General features: G+C 64.7%; 18 protein-coding genes. 16 read left to right on the top strand and 2 right to left on the bottom strand.

Features of this window, described 5'->3' with window-relative positions:
• Positions 1-237: 237 nt before the first annotated feature.
• The gene (locus EPB08_RS11155) at positions 238-981 is read right to left on the bottom strand and encodes an FAD-binding oxidoreductase (protein WP_130619170.1); all 744 of its coding nucleotides are present in this window, start codon (positions 979-981) and stop codon (positions 238-240) included.
• 95 nt (positions 982-1,076) lie between these two features.
• Between EPB08_RS11155 and EPB08_RS11150 the strand changes: the two genes are divergently transcribed.
• The 9 genes from EPB08_RS11150 to EPB08_RS11110 all read left to right on the top strand — a co-directional run bounded on the left by EPB08_RS11150 (position 1,077) and on the right by EPB08_RS11110 (position 12,212).
• Positions 1,077-2,036, top strand: coding sequence for an ABC transporter ATP-binding protein (locus tag EPB08_RS11150; protein WP_130619169.1), 960 nt, complete (start codon positions 1,077-1,079; stop codon positions 2,034-2,036).
• A complete protein-coding gene (locus EPB08_RS11145) occupies positions 2,033-2,806 on the top strand; it encodes an ABC transporter permease (RefSeq protein ID WP_130619168.1) in 774 nt (257 codons plus the stop codon). The genes EPB08_RS11150 and EPB08_RS11145 overlap by 4 nt, the downstream gene beginning before the upstream one ends.
• A 112-nt stretch (positions 2,807-2,918) precedes the next feature.
• Positions 2,919-3,638: a pseudouridine synthase gene (locus tag EPB08_RS11140; protein WP_130619167.1), complete on the top strand. Its 720-nt coding sequence runs from the start codon at positions 2,919-2,921 to the stop codon at positions 3,636-3,638.
• A gap of 664 nt (positions 3,639-4,302) precedes the next feature.
• Positions 4,303-5,742: a sugar porter family MFS transporter gene (locus tag EPB08_RS11135; RefSeq protein ID WP_130619166.1), complete on the top strand. Its 1,440-nt coding sequence runs from the start codon at positions 4,303-4,305 to the stop codon at positions 5,740-5,742.
• Between the two features lie 79 nt (positions 5,743-5,821).
• Positions 5,822-7,198, top strand: coding sequence for an ATP-dependent RNA helicase DbpA (dbpA, locus tag EPB08_RS11130; RefSeq protein ID WP_130619165.1), 1,377 nt, complete (start codon positions 5,822-5,824; stop codon positions 7,196-7,198).
• A gap of 36 nt (positions 7,199-7,234) precedes the next feature.
• Positions 7,235-8,008, top strand: a complete 774-nt coding sequence (locus EPB08_RS11125; RefSeq protein WP_130619164.1) for a glutaminyl-peptide cyclotransferase — start codon at positions 7,235-7,237, stop codon at positions 8,006-8,008.
• 80 nt (positions 8,009-8,088) lie between these two features.
• Positions 8,089-9,471, top strand: a complete 1,383-nt coding sequence (locus EPB08_RS11120; RefSeq protein WP_130619163.1) for a M28 family metallopeptidase — start codon at positions 8,089-8,091, stop codon at positions 9,469-9,471.
• Positions 9,472-9,596: 125 nt separating this feature from the next.
• Positions 9,597-10,496: a DUF2167 domain-containing protein gene (locus EPB08_RS11115; protein WP_130619162.1), complete on the top strand. Its 900-nt coding sequence runs from the start codon at positions 9,597-9,599 to the stop codon at positions 10,494-10,496.
• A gap of 84 nt (positions 10,497-10,580) precedes the next feature.
• The gene (locus EPB08_RS11110) at positions 10,581-12,212 is read left to right on the top strand and encodes a Clp protease/crotonase-like domain-containing protein (protein ID WP_130619161.1); all 1,632 of its coding nucleotides are present in this window, start codon (positions 10,581-10,583) and stop codon (positions 12,210-12,212) included.
• Between the two features lie 6 nt (positions 12,213-12,218).
• On the opposite strand, the gene EPB08_RS11105 is transcribed toward EPB08_RS11110, so the two are convergent.
• The gene (locus EPB08_RS11105) at positions 12,219-12,920 is read right to left on the bottom strand and encodes an ArsR/SmtB family transcription factor (protein WP_130619160.1); all 702 of its coding nucleotides are present in this window, start codon (positions 12,918-12,920) and stop codon (positions 12,219-12,221) included.
• Between the two features lie 82 nt (positions 12,921-13,002).
• Between EPB08_RS11105 and EPB08_RS11100 the strand changes: the two genes are divergently transcribed.
• The 7 genes from EPB08_RS11100 (at position 13,003) to EPB08_RS11070 (ending at position 17,706) form a co-directional block, all read left to right on the top strand.
• The gene (locus EPB08_RS11100; protein WP_130619159.1) at positions 13,003-13,641 is read left to right on the top strand and encodes a flavin reductase family protein; all 639 of its coding nucleotides are present in this window, start codon (positions 13,003-13,005) and stop codon (positions 13,639-13,641) included.
• Positions 13,642-13,711: 70 nt separating this feature from the next.
• On the top strand, positions 13,712-14,695 hold the full coding sequence (locus tag EPB08_RS11095) for an NAD-dependent epimerase/dehydratase family protein (RefSeq protein ID WP_130619158.1): 984 nt from the start codon (positions 13,712-13,714) through the stop codon (positions 14,693-14,695).
• Positions 14,696-14,725: 30 nt separating this feature from the next.
• Complete coding sequence (locus tag EPB08_RS11090) at positions 14,726-15,058, top strand: DHCW motif cupin fold protein (protein WP_130619157.1); 333 nt, start codon at positions 14,726-14,728, stop codon at positions 15,056-15,058.
• A 140-nt stretch (positions 15,059-15,198) separates the two neighbouring features.
• Positions 15,199-15,831: a YceI family protein gene (locus EPB08_RS11085; protein ID WP_425598255.1), complete on the top strand. Its 633-nt coding sequence runs from the start codon at positions 15,199-15,201 to the stop codon at positions 15,829-15,831.
• Between the two features lie 21 nt (positions 15,832-15,852).
• Complete coding sequence (locus EPB08_RS11080; RefSeq protein ID WP_130619156.1) at positions 15,853-16,515, top strand: glutathione S-transferase family protein; 663 nt, start codon at positions 15,853-15,855, stop codon at positions 16,513-16,515.
• A gap of 35 nt (positions 16,516-16,550) precedes the next feature.
• A complete protein-coding gene (locus EPB08_RS11075; protein ID WP_130619155.1) occupies positions 16,551-17,081 on the top strand; it encodes an SRPBCC family protein in 531 nt (176 codons plus the stop codon).
• A 262-nt stretch (positions 17,082-17,343) separates the two neighbouring features.
• Positions 17,344-17,706: a hypothetical protein gene (locus tag EPB08_RS11070; protein WP_229238313.1), complete on the top strand. Its 363-nt coding sequence runs from the start codon at positions 17,344-17,346 to the stop codon at positions 17,704-17,706.
• Positions 17,707-17,872: the final 166 nt, after the last annotated feature.

The following is a 17,872-nucleotide window of genomic DNA, read 5'->3' as shown; positions in this document are numbered from 1 at the left end:
GAATGGAGGGGTACTGTTTGGAGCTATCGGCGTGGCCGACAGGGGCTTGATATCGAAATCCCGGGCAGGTGTTCACAGCGTGAACTGCGTCACGCTTTTGGCGGGTGTCGGGAAATCGACCCGGGGATGGCGGATTGGGAACGGCGAAGGGCGTCGCCTGGGCTGAACCGTTAGCGGCCAGCCTCAGGCGAACTTGAGGGCCTTGTTAGGCAATGGTTTAGAAATACTTCCCGCGACTCAACGTGAGGAGATGTACTTCTCGCGGCGGATCTGCGCCACCGGCAGGCCGAATTCCTTGAGGGCGGCGAAGGCGGCGTCGACCATGTTGGGGTTGCCGCACAGGTAGGCGATATCGCGTTCGGCACTGGGGGCGAGTTCGGCCAGCACGTTCTGGACGTGGCCAGAGCGGTCGTTCGGGCGGGGCACTTCGCGGGCCTGGCGGCTCAGGCAGCCGTGGAAGGTGAAGCCGGGGTTGGCCTGGGCGAAGGCTTCGAATTCCTCGCCGTACAGCAGCTCGACCTCGTTGCGGGCACCGTACAGCAGCACCACCTCGCGCCCTTGCTTCACCAGTTCGGCGATCTGCGGAAGCATGGCGCGGTAGGGGGTGACGCCCGTGCCGGTGGCCATCAGGATGTAGCGGCCGTTGGTGTCGCCGGCCTGCAGGCAGAAGCGGCCATAGGGGCCGCTGGCGTCGATCACGCCACCGATCGGCAGCTCGCCCAGCAGCTTGGTGGCGGCACCGCCTTCCACGTAGCTCACCGCGATCTCGATGCGCTGGGTCGGAGAGGAGCCATCACCCACTGTGCCCACCGAGTAGCTGCGCTTGGTGGCCGTGCCGTCGTCGTAGTGGAAATGGATCTGCAGGAATTGCCCGGGCACAAAGGCCAAGGGCTGGCCATCCGCTCGCTCAAACGCCATATGACGCACGGTGGGCGCCAGCATGGTGCTGTCGACGAGACGGAGCTGGAAATGGTCGGCCATGAAGGTTTTCCCGGGAAACAATGTGATCGCGACGCCAGGCCGGACGGCCCGGGCAAGCCCCGTATAATAAAAGGCTAGCCCCTCCGGTGCAGCTCATGTCCCCTTCTTCCACACCCGCGCTCGTCGTAAACAACCTGCGCAAGACCTACAGCAATGGCGTCGAAGCCCTCAAGGGCATCAGTCTCACGGTCCAGCCCGGCGATTTCTTCGCCCTGCTCGGCCCCAATGGCGCCGGCAAATCGACGCTGATCGGCATCCTGTCCTCCCTGGTGAACGCCTCCGGTGGCGACGCCGAGGTGTTCGGCGTCTCGGTCAACAAGCAGCGTGGCAAGGCCATGCAGCTGATCGGCCTGGTGCCCCAGGAAATCAACTTCAACCAGTTCGAGAAGCCGTTCGACATCTGCGTGAACGAGGCGGGCTTCTACGGCATTCCGCGGAAGATCGCCGCCGAACGTGCTGAGAAGTACCTCAAGGAGCTGCGCCTGTGGGACAAGGCGCAGCACCAGGCGCGCATGCTCTCCGGCGGCATGAAGCGCCGCCTGATGATCGCCCGCGCGATGATGAACGAGCCCAAGCTGCTCATCCTCGACGAGCCGACCGCGGGCGTGGACATCGAGATCCGTCGTTCGATGTGGCAGTTCGTCAGCGGCATCAATGCCGCCGGCACCACGGTGATTCTTACCACGCATTACCTGGAGGAAGCCGAGCAGCTCTGCCGCAACATCGCCATCATCGACCACGGCACCATCGTGGAGAACACCTCGATGAAGCGACTGCTGGCCTCGCTGGACGTGGAAACCTTCGTGCTGGACATCAATCACGTACCCGTCGAGCTGCCCGTCATCCCGGGCATCACGCTGCGTCGCATCGATGAGCACACGCTGGAGGCGGAGATGGCCCGCTCGCACGACCTCAACTCGTTGTTCGCCACCTTGTCCGCCCAGGGCATGACGGTGACCTCGATGCGCAACAAGACCAACCGTCTGGAAGAACTGTTCGTGCGACTGGTCGAGAACGGCCGAACCACGAAGGACAACGTGGAGAAAGTCGCATGAATGGCGCCGCGAACCTTGTCGCGCTCAACACCATCGTCCGCCGCGAAATCGTGCGCATCATGCGCATCTGGACGCAGACGCTGATCCCGCCCGCCATCACGATGACGCTGTACTTCGTGATCTTCGGCAAGCTGATCGGTAGCCGCATCGGCCAGATGCATGGCTTCACCTACATGCAGTACATCGTGCCCGGCCTGGTGATGATGAGCATCATCACCAACAGCTACGGCAACATCTCCAGCTCGTTCTTCGGCGCCAAGTTCAGCCGCGCGGTGGAGGAGATGCTGGTGTCGCCGATGCCCAACTGGGTGATCCTGCTCGGCTATGTCACCGGCGCGGTGACACGTGGCGTGGTGGTCGGTGCTTTGGTGTTGCTGATCGCGCTGTTCTTCACAGACCTGCATGTCGTGCACCCGATCATCACCTTCCTATCGGTGCTGTTGGGCGCGACGGTGTTCTCGCTGGCCGGCTTCGTCAATGCCGTGTTCGCCAAGAAGTTCGACGACATCGCGCTGGTACCCACCTTCGTGCTCACCCCGCTCACCTATCTCGGCGGCGTGTTCTATTCGGTGGACCTGCTGGGCGAACCGTGGCGCAGCATCTCGATGGTCAACCCCATCCTGTACATGGTGAACGCGTTCCGCTTCGGCGTGCTTGGCGTCAGCGACGTGCAGATCGGCGTGGCGTTCGCGGTGATGCTGGTGTTCGTGATCGGCCTTTCCGGCGTGGCGCTGCATCTGCTCAAGCGCGGCGTGGGGCTGCGTTCGTAAAGCATGGCCATGTAGGAGCGCACCCAGTGCGCGACCGCAGGCTTGCCATGTACCGCTTTGACTGGCTTTCGCGCACTGGATGCGCTCCTACAGTAAGAACAACGATCCATCCATGCGCGTCAACAAATACATCAGCGAAGCCGGCATCTGCTCCCGCCGCGAGGCGGACGAGATGCTGCTGGCCGGTCGCATCACCATCAACGGCGAAGTCGTCACCACCGGTGCCAAGGCGCTGGAGGGCGATGAGGTGTGCGTGGATGGCGAAGTCGTCAAAGCGCGCATTCTCGCCGCGACGCCGTCGGCCAAGCGCGCGGTCTACATCGCGCTGAACAAGCCGGTGGGCGTGACCTGCACCACCGACCAGACGGTGAAGGACAACATCGTCGATTTCGTCGACCACAAAGAGCGCATCTTCCCGATCGGTCGATTGGACAAGGATTCGGAAGGGCTGATCCTGCTCACCAGCAACGGCGACATCGTCAATGAAATCCTTCGGACCGAGAACAACCACGAGAAGGAGTATCTCGTGGGGGTGAACAAGCCGGTCACCGATGAATTCCTCAAGGGCATGGCGCGCGGCGTGCGCATCCATGGCCAGATGACCAAGCCCTGCAAGGTGCGCAGGATCGCCAAGTTCGGCTTCGCCATCATCCTCACCCAGGGCCTGAACCGGCAGATCCGCCTGATGTCGGCGGAGTTCGGCTATCGCGTGACGCAGTTGCGACGGGTGCGCGTCATCAATGTGAAGCTTGGCCATTTGAAGCAGGGGCAGTGGCGGAATCTCACTGAGGCGGAGTTGAAAGGGTTGTTGCCGAATCGCACGCAGTGGTGAGGAGGCGAATAAACCTCACTACGGCCGCTCCCCTGTAGGAGCGCACCCAGTGCGCGAAAACTCTCGCCTCGGTCTTTTCCCCGTCATTCCCGCGAACGCGGGAATCCAGTGACTTTCGCATTTGATCTAGCGCTCCCGCCAGGGTGCCGCCTACGCGGCGGGCGTTTCGATCCCCTGCCGGCGCTCGAGTCACTTTTCTTTTGCTGGCCCAAAAGAAAAGTAACCCAAAGAAAATGGCCTTCAGAGCCAGGGCTCATAGCGATATGTGGGATACGAGCCTGCAGGGTCCGGAGCCCGGATTGCGACCGCCTCCGCCGATAGCGAGCGGCTACATCGCAACGCGCCATGACTCTGAGGACTTAATGCAGCTGCGTTTTTCGCCTCTGTCCTTCACTTCTCCCTCTCCCCTCCGGGGAGAGGGCCGGGGTGAGGGGCCGCTCCTGAGGAGAGCTTTTGGTGGTGCAATGCACCAATAACCTGCTCTCCGTACCATCGCTTTCGCCATCCACCGAGCTGGCGCACAGAACACGTCATTGCGCACCTGCACCATCTCCATCTCGGGCCGCAAAAACTCGACATCCCTCCCCCTCTAGTGCATACGTATTCACTCCTTGTACCCGCGACTGCCAGCGCAGAATCGTCGGACTTTGCATGGGGAGAGGCGATGAATCTCAATACACCTTCAACATCGACGAACGCTGTCGATGATCTGGGCCAGCGTGCCACGGCGCGCGTAGTGCTGATCGCAGCAGCGGCGGCGCTCGGCGGTTTCCTGTTTGGTTTCGATACGGCCGTGATCAACGGCGCCGTGGATGCTGTGCGCGGCAACTTCGGGCTGGGCGCGGGGCAGATCGGTTTCGCCGTGTCGTGTGCACTGCTCGGTTCCGCCGTGGGCGCATGGTATGCGGGTCCTCTCGCGGATCGCCTCGGCCGTGTGCGCAGCATGCAGATCGCAGCACTGTTCCTCGCTCTCAGTGCATTGGGCTCGGGCCTGGTGTCCGGCGTGGCCAGCCTCGTGTTCTGGCGCCTCGTCGGTGGCATCGGCGTGGGCATGGCATCGGTCATCGCGCCGACTTACATCGCGGAGGTTTCACCAGCCGCCGTGCGCGGACGCCTCGGTTCGCTGCAACAGCTCGCCATCGTGCTCGGCATCTTCGCTGCGTTGCTCAGCGACGCCTGGCTTGCCGGAACCGCGGGCGGCGCCGCACATCCCTTGTGGATGGGTCTGGCCGCGTGGCGCTGGATGTTCCTGGTCGCCGTGGTTCCTGCGCTGATCTACGGTTCGCTGGTACTGGGTGTACCGGAATCACCGCGCTACCTGGTGGCCAAGGGCCGGCTGTCGGAAGCGCACGACGTGTTGCGCCGCGTGCTGGACATGCACAGCGAAACGGCGCTCAACGCGAAGGTGAAGGACATCCAGGACAGCCTTCACTCCGAATACCGCCCCACCTTGCGCGATCTGCGCGGCACGGCCTTTGGCCTGCTGCCGGTGGTGTGGGTGGGCATCCTGCTGTCGGTGTTCCAGCAGTTCGTGGGCATCAACGTCATCTTCTACTACTCGTCCACGCTGTGGCACTCGGTCGGCTTCAGCGAGGCCGACTCGTTCTCCATCACCGTGGCGACGTCGGTCGTGAACGTGCTGGTGACGCTGGTGGCGATCGCGCTGGTGGATCGCATCGGCCGCAAGCCGCTGCTCGTCATCGGTTCGGCCGGCATGACGGTGACGCTGGCGGCGATGGCCTGGTGCTTCTCGCAGGCCACCGGCAGCGGCGCCACGCTGAGCCTGCCCGCGCCGTGGAACATGGTGGCCCTGGTCTCGGCCAATGCGTACGTGGTGTTCTTCGGCCTCAGCTGGGGCCCGATGGTGTGGGTGCTGCTGGGCGAGATGTTCCCCAATCGCATCCGCGCCATCGCACTGGCCGTGGCCGCCGCCGCGCAGTGGATCGCCAACTTCATCATCACCAGCAGCTTCCCGGCACTGGCCGAAATGGGCCTGAGCTTCGCCTACGGCCTGTATGCCGCCTTCGCGCTGATATCGCTGGTCTTCGTGGTGAAGACGGTGCGCGAGACCAAGGGCATGGAACTGGAAGAGATGCAGGGCTGATTTGCAGGGGACGGGGGCGTAAGCGCCCCCGGCCCTGGCCGTTTCCTGCCCCGCCCGGGGCGGCATGCGACAATGCCGCATGACCGATTTCCGCACGCTCCCGCTCAAGCCCGCGCTGCTCGCCAGCGTGGAGACCCTCGGCTATACCGAGATGACCCCGGTACAGGCCCAGAGCCTGCCGCCGATGCTGGAGGGCCGCGACGTGATCGCACAGGCCCGCACAGGCAGCGGCAAGACCGCGGCCTTTGGCCTCAGCCTGCTGCAAAGCCTGGACGTGGACACCATTCGCCTGCAGGCGCTGGTGCTGTGCCCCACCCGCGAGCTGGCCGACCAGGTGAGCAAGGCCATCCGCAAGCTGGCTGCCAATATCCCGAATGTGAAGCTGCTGACGCTCTGCGGCGGCATGCCGTTGGGTCCGCAGCTGGCGTCGCTCACGCATGATCCGCACATCGTGGTCGGCACGCCCGGCCGTGTGCAGGAGCACTTGAAGCGCGGCAGCCTGCATGGCGGCGGCATCAAGGTGCTGGTGCTGGACGAAGCGGACCGCATGCTCGACATGGGCTTTTCCGAAGCCATCGACGACATTGTCGGACGCATCGCCAAGCACCACCAGACGCTGTTGTTCTCCGCCACGTACGCCGAAGAAATCCGCCAGGTCAGCAAGCGCCTGCAGCGTGATCCGGTCGAGGTAACGGTAGAAACGCCGCATGACGAGGTCACCATCGAGCAGCGCTTCCACGAAGTGGAACCGGCGCAAAAGATGGATGCGCTCGCACAGCTGCTCGGCAAGGAACACGCGCAGCACGCCCTGGTGTTCTGCAACATGCGCAAGGACGTGGACGCGGTAGCCGACGAGCTGGACAAGCGCGGCTTCTCCGCCCTGGCCCTGCACGGCGACATGGAACAGCGCGACCGCGACGAAGTGCTGGTGCAGTTCGCCAATCGCAGTTGCTCTATCCTGGTGGCAACGGACGTTGCCGCACGTGGCCTCGATATCGCCGCGCTGCCGCTGGTGGTGAGCTTTGACATCGCGCACGATCCTGATACGCACACACATCGCGTCGGTCGCACGGGTCGCGCGGGTGAAACGGGCCATGCCATCACCCTGGTCACGCCCCGCGAACGCCCCAAGGCCCTCAATATCGAGGAACAGATGGGCAAGCCGCTGCCCTGGCAGCCGCTCAAGCTGTCGGCGCCGCGCGGCAAGCAGCTCAACCTTGCACCGATGAAAACGGTGGTGATCGACGCCGGTCGTCAGGACAAGCTGCGTCCCGGCGACATTCTTGGCGCATTGACTGGCGATGCGGGCCTCGACGCCAAGAGCATCGGCAAGATCGACGTGTTCGCCACGCGCGCCTATGTGGCGATTCAGCGTGATCTTGCGAACAAGGCGCTGGAACGCTTGCGCGCGGGCAAGATCAAAGGCCGCAACTTCCGGGTGCGTGCTCTGCATTAAGCTCAGCCCCTTACGCACCATCACGGGACACCCTGCATGATCCGCTGGCTCACCCGCGCGGCCGCCATCGCCGCGCTCACCGCCACCGCCTCCATCCATGCCACGACGCCGGTCTACGGCTATCGCGTGGTGCACACCTATCCGCATGACACCTCGGCCTATACCGAGGGCCTGTTCTACAAGGACGGCTATCTCTACGAGAGCACCGGCGAAGCCGGCGAGTCGACCGTGCGCAAGGTGGAGCTGGAAAGCGGCAAGGTCGTGCAGCGCCACGACCTGCCGGCGCAGTATTTCGGCGAAGGCATCGTCGACTGGGGCCAGCACATCGTGCAGCTCACCTGGAAGGACCAGCTGGGCTTCGTCTACGACCTCACCAGCTTCAAGCAAGAGCGCACCTTCACTTACCCTGGCGAAGGCTGGGCACTGACGCGCAACGATCAGCACATCTACATGAGCGACGGTTCGGCCGTGCTGCGCGTGCTCGATCCCAAGACACTGGCGACGGTGGGCAGCATCCTGGTCACGGACGGCGACCAGCCGGTGCTCAATCTCAACGAGTTGGAATGGGTGAAGGGCGAGATCTACGCCAACGTGTGGATGACCGATCGCATCGCCCGCATCGACCCGGCCACCGGCCACGTGAAGGGCTGGATCGACCTCACCGGCCTGCTGGATATCAACAAGCTGCCCGATCCCTCCAACGACGTGCTCAACGGCATTGCCTACGACGCCCAGCACGACCGCCTGTTCGTCACCGGCAAGCGCTGGCCCAAACTGTTCGAGATTACCCTGGTGCCGCCGGCCCGCTAGCGGTCCGGCCCCTGCCCTCCGGCAGGGGGCGCGCCCGTTGGGCGGCGCTACAGTGGGCTGTTGCCTTACCGGAGAATCCGATGCGCCCCGTTCCCTTGCTGCTTCCGCTCGCCCTGAGCCTTGCCGTGTCCACCGCGTTCGCCGACGAGGCGCCGGTGCAGCCGCGGCAGCAGCCGTCGCTGCTGGCACTGTCCACCCAACCCAGCGAGGCGGAGCTGCACGCCACCATCGAGAAGCTGGTCGGCTTCGGCACGCGCCATACGCTGTCCGACACCAAGTCGGACAAGCGCGGCATCGGCGCTGCGCGCCGCTGGGTGAAGTCGCGCTTCGAGGAAATTTCCAGGCAATGCGGTGGCTGCATCGAGGTGGTCACGCCGTCTCAGATGTTCACCGGCAAGCGCATCCCGCAGCCGACCGAAGTGATGGACGTGGTGGCGATCAAGCGCGGCAAGGGTGATCCGCAGCGCGTGATCGTGATGACCGGCCATCTGGACTCGCGCGTCACCGACGTGATGAACACCAAGTCCGACGCACCGGGCGCCAACGACGACGCCTCCGGCGTTGCCGCGCTGATGGAAGCGGCGCGCATCCTCTCCAGGCAGGACAACGACGCCACCCTGGTGTTCGCCGCGCTGTCGGGCGAGGAGCAGGGCCTGTACGGCGGCAAGGTGCTGGCCGACTACGCCGTGGCGCAGGGCTGGAAGGTGGAGACCGATCTCAACAACGACATCGTGGGCAACAGCCACGGCCAGAACGGTGTGATCGACAACCTCACGGTGCGCGTGTTCTCCGAAGGCACCAAGACCAACGAGACGCCGGAGCAGGCGAAGTACCGCGCGTACCACGGCGGCGAAGTGGATTCGCCCTCGCGCAACATCGCGCGCTACATGGAGCAGCTCGCCTCGACGTACCTGCCCGACTTCCGCGTGCACATGGTCTACCGCACTGACCGCTACAGCCGTGGCGGCGACCAGGTGCCGTTCCTCGAAGCCGGCTACCCCGCAGTCCGCGTGAGCGAAGGCCACGAGGATTACACCCGCCAGCACCAGGATCTTCGTACTGAAAAGGGCATCAAGTACGGCGACACCATCGACGGTGTGGATTTCCGCTACCTCGCCCGCGTCACCGCGCTCAACACCATCACCATGGCCTCGTTGAGCCGCGCCCCGGCCCCGCCCAACGGCGTGAGCACCGAAGGCGCGCTGGCCACCGATACCACCGTCCACTGGAAGAAGGTGCCCGGTGCCGCCGGCTACGTGGTGCACTGGCGCGACACCACTGCGCCGCAGTGGCAGTACAGCCGCGTGGTGGGCGACGTGGAACAGGCCGTGATCAAGGACGTGGTGATCGACGACTGGTTCTTCGGCGTCTCCGCCGTCTCGGCCGATGGCTATGAGAGCCCGGTGGTGTTCCCGGGTGACGCTGGCAGCTTCGAGCGCTCGCCAGCCCCCAAGTCGCCCTGAACCACCTGATCCCGGTGGTCGCCGTGGTGTGCCGCACATCGTAAGATCGTGCGGTCGCTGCGCCACGGGGGAGCCGCGGCCGCATCGATCGATGCGTATCCAAGGACGAACCAGGGGAATCCAAGATGCTTCGCAAGATGATGCTGCCAGTGCTTTGGCTGGCTGTTTTCGCATGCACCACGCCCGTGCTGGCCGAGGAATCGGGCGACATGACGGCCGAACAGTTTGTCGCCACGCTGCACCCGGTCACCGGCCCGGTGACCCTTCCGGGCGCACAGGCCACGCTCAACATTGCCGACGGCTACAGCTTCCTGCCCGCGGCGGACGCGCAGCGCGTGCTCACCCAGCTGTGGAACAACCCGCCCGACAGCGACGTGCTGGGCATGATCCTGCCCAGCAGCGACGCGCGCGCCGTGCTCGACGACAAGAACTGGGCGGTGGTGGTGACCTTTGTCGATGATGGCTACGTGTCCGACGAAGATGCGGCCAAGATCGACTACAACGACATGCTCAAGGACATGCAGAAGTCGACGGAGGACGAGAACGCCGATCGCCTCAAGGAAGGCTATCCCGCGATCGAACTGATGGGCTGGGCCGAGCCGCCTCACTACGACACCGCGAGCCACAAGCTGTACTGGGCGCAGGACCTGCGCTTCAAGCGAACCAACGGCTCCGACGAAAACCGCACGCTGAACTATGCGATCCGCGTGCTGGGGCGCCAGGGTTACCTCTCGCTCAACGCGGTGGCGCCCATCGAAGCATTGGCGCAGGTGCGCGCGGACATGCCGCAGGTGGTGGAGATGGCCGACTTCGACGCCGGCCAGCGTTACACCGACTACAACCCGAGCACCGACAAGGCCGCCGCCTACGGCATCGCCGCGCTGGTGGCGGGTGGCATCGCCGCCAAGGCGGGCCTGTTCGCCAAACTGGGCGTACTGCTGCTAGCGTTCAAGAAGTTCATCGTGCTCGGCGTTGCGGCCGTCGGCGGCGTGATCGCCAAGCTGTTCAAGCGCAAGCAGGCCTGATGCCGTACCCCGCGGTGGCGCCACGTCGGCGCCGCCGCTTTTATTGCAGGAAGTCGTTCCGGTCACCGCTCTGAGGGCTGTCCGATGGCTTTTCCCGATCCGACGTACCGCCGCACCGAGCGCGTCCCGCCTACGTGGGATGGCACGTTGCCGCTCGAACCGCCGGGCCAGCGCCCTCCACCGCTGCCGTCGAAACCGCGGACCAACTACCTGCTGGCGCACTGGCGCGGCGAGCTCTCCCTGGCCCAGTCCTACTGGTGCAACAACGTGCTGGTGAGCCTGGGCCTGGCCCTGCTTCAGACCATGATGCTGGGATGGCTCAACCAGGCACACCTTTCGCTATCGCATCTGCTCATCGTGGTCGCCAGTTCTGCGGCGGTGCGCCTGCTCATCTCGGTATGGCAGGTGATCGGCACCCTGCGTGCCGCCGCGGTGAGCGGCAGTCGCTGGGCGATCGTCGTGAATATCCTGATGGTGCTCGGCATCCTCGCCACCATCGGCACCCTGCCGACCGAATGGGCGGCACTGCAGAAGATCGCCGCCGGTGCCGCGGAGCAGCGGCGCTTCAGCCAGTACACGATTGCGCCGGATGCGGGCGGCCAGGCGATCGTGGCCAAGGGCACGATCGGCGTCGGCTATGCCGATGCGGTCGTCGACGCGCTCAGGGCTCATCCGTCGATCCATCGCCTCGTGCTCGACAGCGTGGGCGGGGACGTCGACAACGGCATGCAGTTGCACGACTTCCTCGCATCGCGTCCCGACATCACCGTGGAAGTGGATCACCTTTGCGCCAGCGCCTGCACGCTCGCCTTCATCGGCGCCAGCCAGCGCATCGCGTCGACCCACTCGACATTCGGCTTCCACCAGATGCGCTCGATGATCGACAGCCACGCCTCACAGGCCTATGTCGGCACGCTGCAGGAGAAGTACAAGTCGCTGCTGGCCCAGGCCGGCGCCTCACCGGATTTCATCCGCCTGGCGTTCGCCAAGCAGGGTGACGAGGTGTATTCGCCCCATGCCGACGAGCTGTTCGCCAATTACATCATCACCGGCCTGCGCGTGGACGATCGCGTGCTGACCGCCGAGCAGTGGCGACAGGAGCAATTCCTGTATGCGCTGCATATGCACGCCCACACGCAGCGCATGGGCGATGCGATGGCGCTGATACGCCAGCAATGGCCGCCCATCTACGACGCCTGGACCCAGCGCGACCTGCGTCTGCTCGACAAGCCCGATAATGCCGAAACCGATCGGGCCTATGGCGTTTCCATGTGGACCGCACTGCATGAGGCACGACGATCCGCGATGCGCACGGTCACGGCGGACCGCGTGCGTGCCTTTGCCACCGCGCGGCGCGAGCTGCTGCAGATGATCAGCCGGCGCCTTTCGCCGGATGCCTGCGGACGCTATCTCGATGGCGCAGGCTTCGATCCGGGCAAGCCGGCCGATGCGATCTTCATGGCCAACGGCGACAGTTATGCCAACCTGCTGGCCGACAATGATCCGAAACGCATCATCACGGTGAACTGGTCACTGGGAGCGCGCGAACTGTCGCAGGCGCGCAGCGCTGCCGCGCAATCGGTGCCAGTGCATCCGGGCGCGGGTTTCCATGCCCAGTCCTGCCACCAGCAGATCGCCTTGCTCGACAACCTGCTGGCATTGCCGCCGCTCGGCAGCGACATGGCCTTGCGTAACCTGTTCTCGCAGTTGCAGTGACGAACGTCAGCTGGCGTCGATGCGCACGCCGAGTGCCACCAGGCGGCGAAGCCCGTCGTCGCTCGGCTGCAATGCACGACTGTCGGACCGACGACGCAACCAGCCGGACTCGAGCATGGCATCGGTGAGCGACACGCCCAGCGGGCCACCCACGTGCATGCGCCGCTCGGTCCAGTCGAGGCAGCTGCGCCCGCGCAGCGATACCAGGGCCTGGGCGGACGTTTCCCGCAAACCTGCCGACACCAGCGCAACTACACCCGATTCGCGCAACCGCAGCCCTTCGCTCGTCATGTGCAGGTAATCGCCTGCCAGCATCGCATCGCACAACCCCACGCCGAGCCGACCCGCGAGATGGCGATAGCAGGTGCGCGCCAGGCGCAATGCGCGGTCCCCGCCGGCGGGAACCGGAAGCGTGGCGCGCGTGCGTGGCAATGCCATGGCCTCCAGCAATGCCGACACCTCTTCGCCAGCCAGCCGGTAATAGCGGTGGCGACCTTGCACATGCACCGCGAGCAGACCGCCCTCCAGCAGGCGCTTGAGATGGGCGCTGGCCGTGGCGGCGCCCACACCGGCCGCCTGCGCCAGCTCGCCCGCGGGGCGCGCCGTGCCGTCGATCAGTGCCAGCAGCATGGCGGCCCGCGCAGGCTCGGCGAGCAAAGCGCCAATCTCGGCGAGTTGATAGCGACTGGGGGCGACGGTATCGCTCATGCGTGCAGTCTAGCGCCGTGCCTCGGCGGATACTTCGCTGCGCAGCGAAACCTCGTCGAACACGGCGCTGCACACTGCAGGCATGGACAGTTTCCGCTCGCCTGACAGTCGCGTCATTCATCCATCGATCCTCTATTTCGGCACGCCGGTCGTGCTGATCACCACGCGCAATCCCGATGGTTCGACCAACATCACGCCGATGTCCTCCGCATGGGCGCTTGCCGATCGCGTGGTGATCGGACTTGCCGGCGGTGGCCAGGGCCTCGCCAACCTGCAGCGCGAACGTGAGTGCGTGCTCAACCTTGCCGGCGAGGACCAGTACGAGGCGGTGGAACGCCTGGCCCCCACCACGGGGCGTGACCCGGTGCCCGCATGGAAGCGGCAGAACGGCTATCGCCACGAGGCCGACAAGTTCGCGCTGGCCGGCGTGCACACCGCGCCATCGCTGACCGTCGGCGCACCACGCATCGCCGAGTGCCCGCTGCAACTCGAAGCGCGGTTGGTCCTGGCCGTTGAGCGCCCGCTGGAGGCGTGGCGCGATGCGGCCGGTGGCTATGTCATCGCGGAACTCGAAGTGCTGCACGTACATGCGCACGACGACGTGGTGGTGGCTGGCACGCAGCACATCGATCCGCGGCGCTACCAGCCATTGTTCTACCTGTTCCGGCACTACGTGGGTCGCGGCCAGGCGCTGGGCAAGACCTTCAAGGCGGAGGTTTGAGACCCGGCTGCCGGGCGCGGCAGGGCAATGCTAGGATCGGTCACTTCCCCCGGCTCATCGGTCCGCACGCATGCGTATCTTGGTCACAGGAAGCTCCGGCCATCTCGGCGAAGCACTGGCGCGCACACTGCGCGACCTCGGCCACGAAGTGATCGGCCTGGATATCGTCGAGGGGCCTTTCACCACACAACTCGGTTCCGTGGCCGACCGCACCACGGTGAAGCGCTGCATGGCCGGCGTACGCCACGTGTTTCACCCGGCCACCCTGCACAAGCCGCATGTCGCGACGCATAGCCGGCAGGCCTTCATTGACGTCAATCTCACCGGCACGCTCAACCTGCTCGAAGAAGCGGTCATGGCGGGCGCCGAATCCTTCGTCTACACAAGCACCACCAGCGTCTTCGGCGACGCGCTGGTACCGCCGGCCGGCGAACCGTCCGCATGGATCACCGAAGACGTCACCCCGATTCCCAAGAACATCTACGGCGTCACCAAGGCGGCGGCGGAAGACCTGTGCCAGCTGTTCCAGCGCAACCAGGGCCTGGCGTGCATGGTGCTTCGCACCTCGCGCTTCTTCCCCGAGGAAGACGACGATCGCCATGCCCGTGCGAGCTACGCCGACGACAACCTCAAGGTGAACGAGTACCTGCACCGGCGCGTGGATATCGAAGACGTCGTGAGTGCGCACCTGCTGGCCGCACGCCATGCGAACACGCTCGGCTTCCGCCGCTACATCATCAGCGCCACCTCGCCGCTGCAGCCGGAGGACATGCCCGCCTTGCGCGCGAATGCGCCACTGGTCGTGCAGCGGCGCGTGCCAGCGTATGCCGAGGTTTATGCACGCCTTGGCTGGAAGATGGCGCAGGGCATCGACCGCGTGTACATCAACGCACGTGCCCGTGAGGAACTGGGTTGGCAACCGCGCTACGACTTCGCCTTCCTGGTCGGCCAGGCGGAGGCCGGCGAGGACATCCGCAGCCCAATGGCACGCCTCGTAGGCGCCAAGGGCTATCACGCCGAAGTCTTCGCTGAAGGCCCCTATCCCGTCGAATAACCATCGCATCGCGCACAGGACGCCACGCCGATGAAGATTCCCTCCCTGCCGTTCACAGTGACGAACTGGGCCGACGTGCCGCCCACGCGACACCCGGGCGAATCCGGGGAGGCGCTCTGGCGCAGCTTCAACATCGGCGATCTGCGCGTGCGCCTGGTGGAATACAGCCCCGGCTATGTGGCCGACCATTGGTGCGATCGCGGCCATGTGCTCTATGTGCTGGAGGGAGAGCTGCATTCGGAGCTGAAGGATGGCCGCCGCTTCGTGCTCACGCCCGGCATGAGCTACCAAGTGTCCGACTTCGGCGATGCCGCGCATCGCTCCAGCACGCCCACGGGCGCACGTCTTTTCATCGTCGACTGAGGCGTCCACCGCCCGCAGGACAAGCGATACCGACTTCCCGAAGTCCGATGTCGAAATTCCCGCTGCCCGTTCGTCATTGAAGTGAGCGCGGCCGGAGTGGCCCGCGAAACCCCACCGTTCAGGAGCTGACGATGACCGCATTGCCCCCTTTCACCCGGCACGCCGCCATGGCTACGCTGGCCATGGCGTCCACCTTCGGCGCACCGGTTCATGCCGCCCCGGCCAGCTACACCATCGACCCCGCCCACACCTACCCCAGTTTCGAAGCTGATCACATGGGCGGCTTGTCCACCTGGCGCGGCAAGTTCAACAGCACCAGCGGCAAGATCACGCTGGACAAGAGTGCAGGCACCGGCAGCGTCGACATCACGGTGGATATGTCCAGCGCGGACTTCGGGCTCGACACGTTGAACGAGGTGGCTCGCGGCCCGGAGCTGTTCGACGTGACCAAGTATCCGCGGGCCACCTACAAGGGCAAGCTCGCCGGGTTCGTCAACGGCGCGCCCACCAAGGTCACCGGCGAGCTGACGCTGCATGGCGTCACCCATCCGGTCGACCTTGCGATCAACACGTTCAAGTGCATGCCGCATCCCATGCTCAAGCGCGAGATCTGCGGCGCGGATGCCTACGCCACGTTCAAGCGCGATGACTTCGGCATGGATGGCGGCAAGAACTACGGCTTCAACATGGACGTGGTGCTGCGCATCCAGGTCGAGGCACTGGTCGACGAACCGGGCAAGGACAAGGTTGCCCTGGCCTCCCCGCAACGCTGACCCGCACGCACGAGGTTCAACATGTCACTCACGCTCTACATGCATCCGCTCGCCTCGTTCTGCCACAAGGCGCTGATCGCGCTGTACGAGAACGACACGCCGTTTCATCCCTACCTGGTCGATCTGGCCGACCCGGAAGCGCGTGCCTCGTTCTATGCGCTGTGGCCCATGGGCAGGTTTCCGCTGCTGCGCGACGATGCCCGCGACTGCCTGGTGCCGGAGTCCAGCATCATCATCGAATACCTGGCGCAACACTATCCCGGCAAGGTCGCACTGGTTCCGCAGGATGCCGACCTGGCCCGCGAGACCAGGCTGCGCGATCGCTTCTTCGACCTGTACGTCAACGAAGCAATGCAGAAGGTCGTCACTGACCGGCTTCGCCCTGCCGACGCTCACGACCACTATGGGGTGAGCGAAGCGCGTCATCGCCTGCGCACTGCCTACGACCTGCTGGAGAAGGACATGGCGACGCGCACATGGGCCATGGGTGACAACTACACCATGGCGGACTGCTCGGCATCGCCCGCGTTGTTCTACGCGAACATGGTGATACCGCTCGACGAATCGCATCCGCATACCGCGGCCTATCTGCTGCGCCTGATGCAGCGCCCCTCGTTCGAACGCGTGCTGCGCGAAGCACAGCCTTACCTGCACATGCTGCCCAGGGAAGCGGCCGACGCCTGACGCCGGTCCGCAACGATCCATCAAGGAGTCACATCATGCTAATCGCCATCGTCATCATCCTGCTCGTCATCGCCGCGCTGCTCGGCGTGGCGGCCATGCGCCCCGACCAGTTCCGCATCGAACGAACCGCCACCATCCAGGCATCGCCGGAACGGGTCTTTCCCTTCATCAACGATTTCCGCCACTGGCAGGCGTGGTCGCCGTATGAGCGCAAGGACCCCACCATGGAACGCAGCTACGAAGGACCGAATGCCGGTGAAGGCGCGACGTATGGATGGAGCGGCAACAAGAACATCGGCAGTGGACGCATGCAGATCACCGAGTCCACGCCGTCCGCGCGCATCGAGATCAGGCTGGAGTTCTTCGCGCCCTTCAAGGCCACCAACACGGCCGAATTCGTGCTCGAACCGCGCGGTGACGGCACACAGGTGACCTGGGCCATGCACGGCCGCTCGAGTTTCACCAGCAAGCTGATGGGCCTGCTGTTCAATATCGACAAGATGGTGGGCAAGGATTTCGAGGAAGGACTGGGCAGTTTGCGCAGCCTTTCCGAAGGCCGCGCGTAAGCTTGAAACGCCTTCGTCATGCGCACCGCTGTCGGCTGGCTGACGACATGCCGTGCTGCATCACGCGGAACCTGCCTGCAGCTGAATGAAACCGGGCAATCGCGTGTCATCCCGTCAACGGCGACTGTGATCCCTCGTTCTCCGCATCGAGCCATCCATTCTGGAAAAGCTCGCAGGGGAAACACCATCAGCGAAACAGCAGCGGATCATCCACAGGGATCCCGTTGCTGTTTCCAACCACCGGAAGAGAGGATCGCAAGCCATGAAGACCAAGATGACGTCGCGCTTCACCCTGATCGCCTTCACCATGGTGGCCGCGTTCGCAAGCGCCGGCGCCATGGCGCAGTCCACGTCGCCGGACAATGTTCCCGGCCATCCGCGCGTAAGTGAAGTCAACAGCCGTCTCGAGAACCAGCAGGACCGCGTCCAGGCCGGCGTGGCCGATGGCCAGCTCAACGCCAAGCAGGCTGCCCGCGACGAGAAGCAGGACTCCAATATCGCCGCGCGCGAAAGCCGCGACGAGGCCGAGCATGGTGGTCACCTCACCAAGCAGGAACAGAAGAACCTCAACAAGTCGCTGAACAAGGACAGCCAGCGCATCCACAAGCAGCGCGCTGCCGGCTAAGGCCTTCGATCCAGACTGACCGACGGCCCGGCACTAGCCGGGCCGTTTCCTTTTGCGCGGAAAGTACAACTTCCAGCACTGGCAGCACCCCGCCACCGTGCGAGCATCCCTTCACCTCAAACACGGTGGAGTGCTTATGGTCAGCAGGATCCTGGCGGTCGCTTGC

It is taken from the genome of Dyella amyloliquefaciens (genome assembly GCF_004296575.1).
Taxonomy (GTDB): domain Bacteria; phylum Pseudomonadota; class Gammaproteobacteria; order Xanthomonadales; family Rhodanobacteraceae; genus Dyella; species Dyella amyloliquefaciens.
The sequence above is the reverse complement of the archived record's forward strand: the minus strand, read 5'-3'. Positions and strand labels throughout refer to the sequence as shown.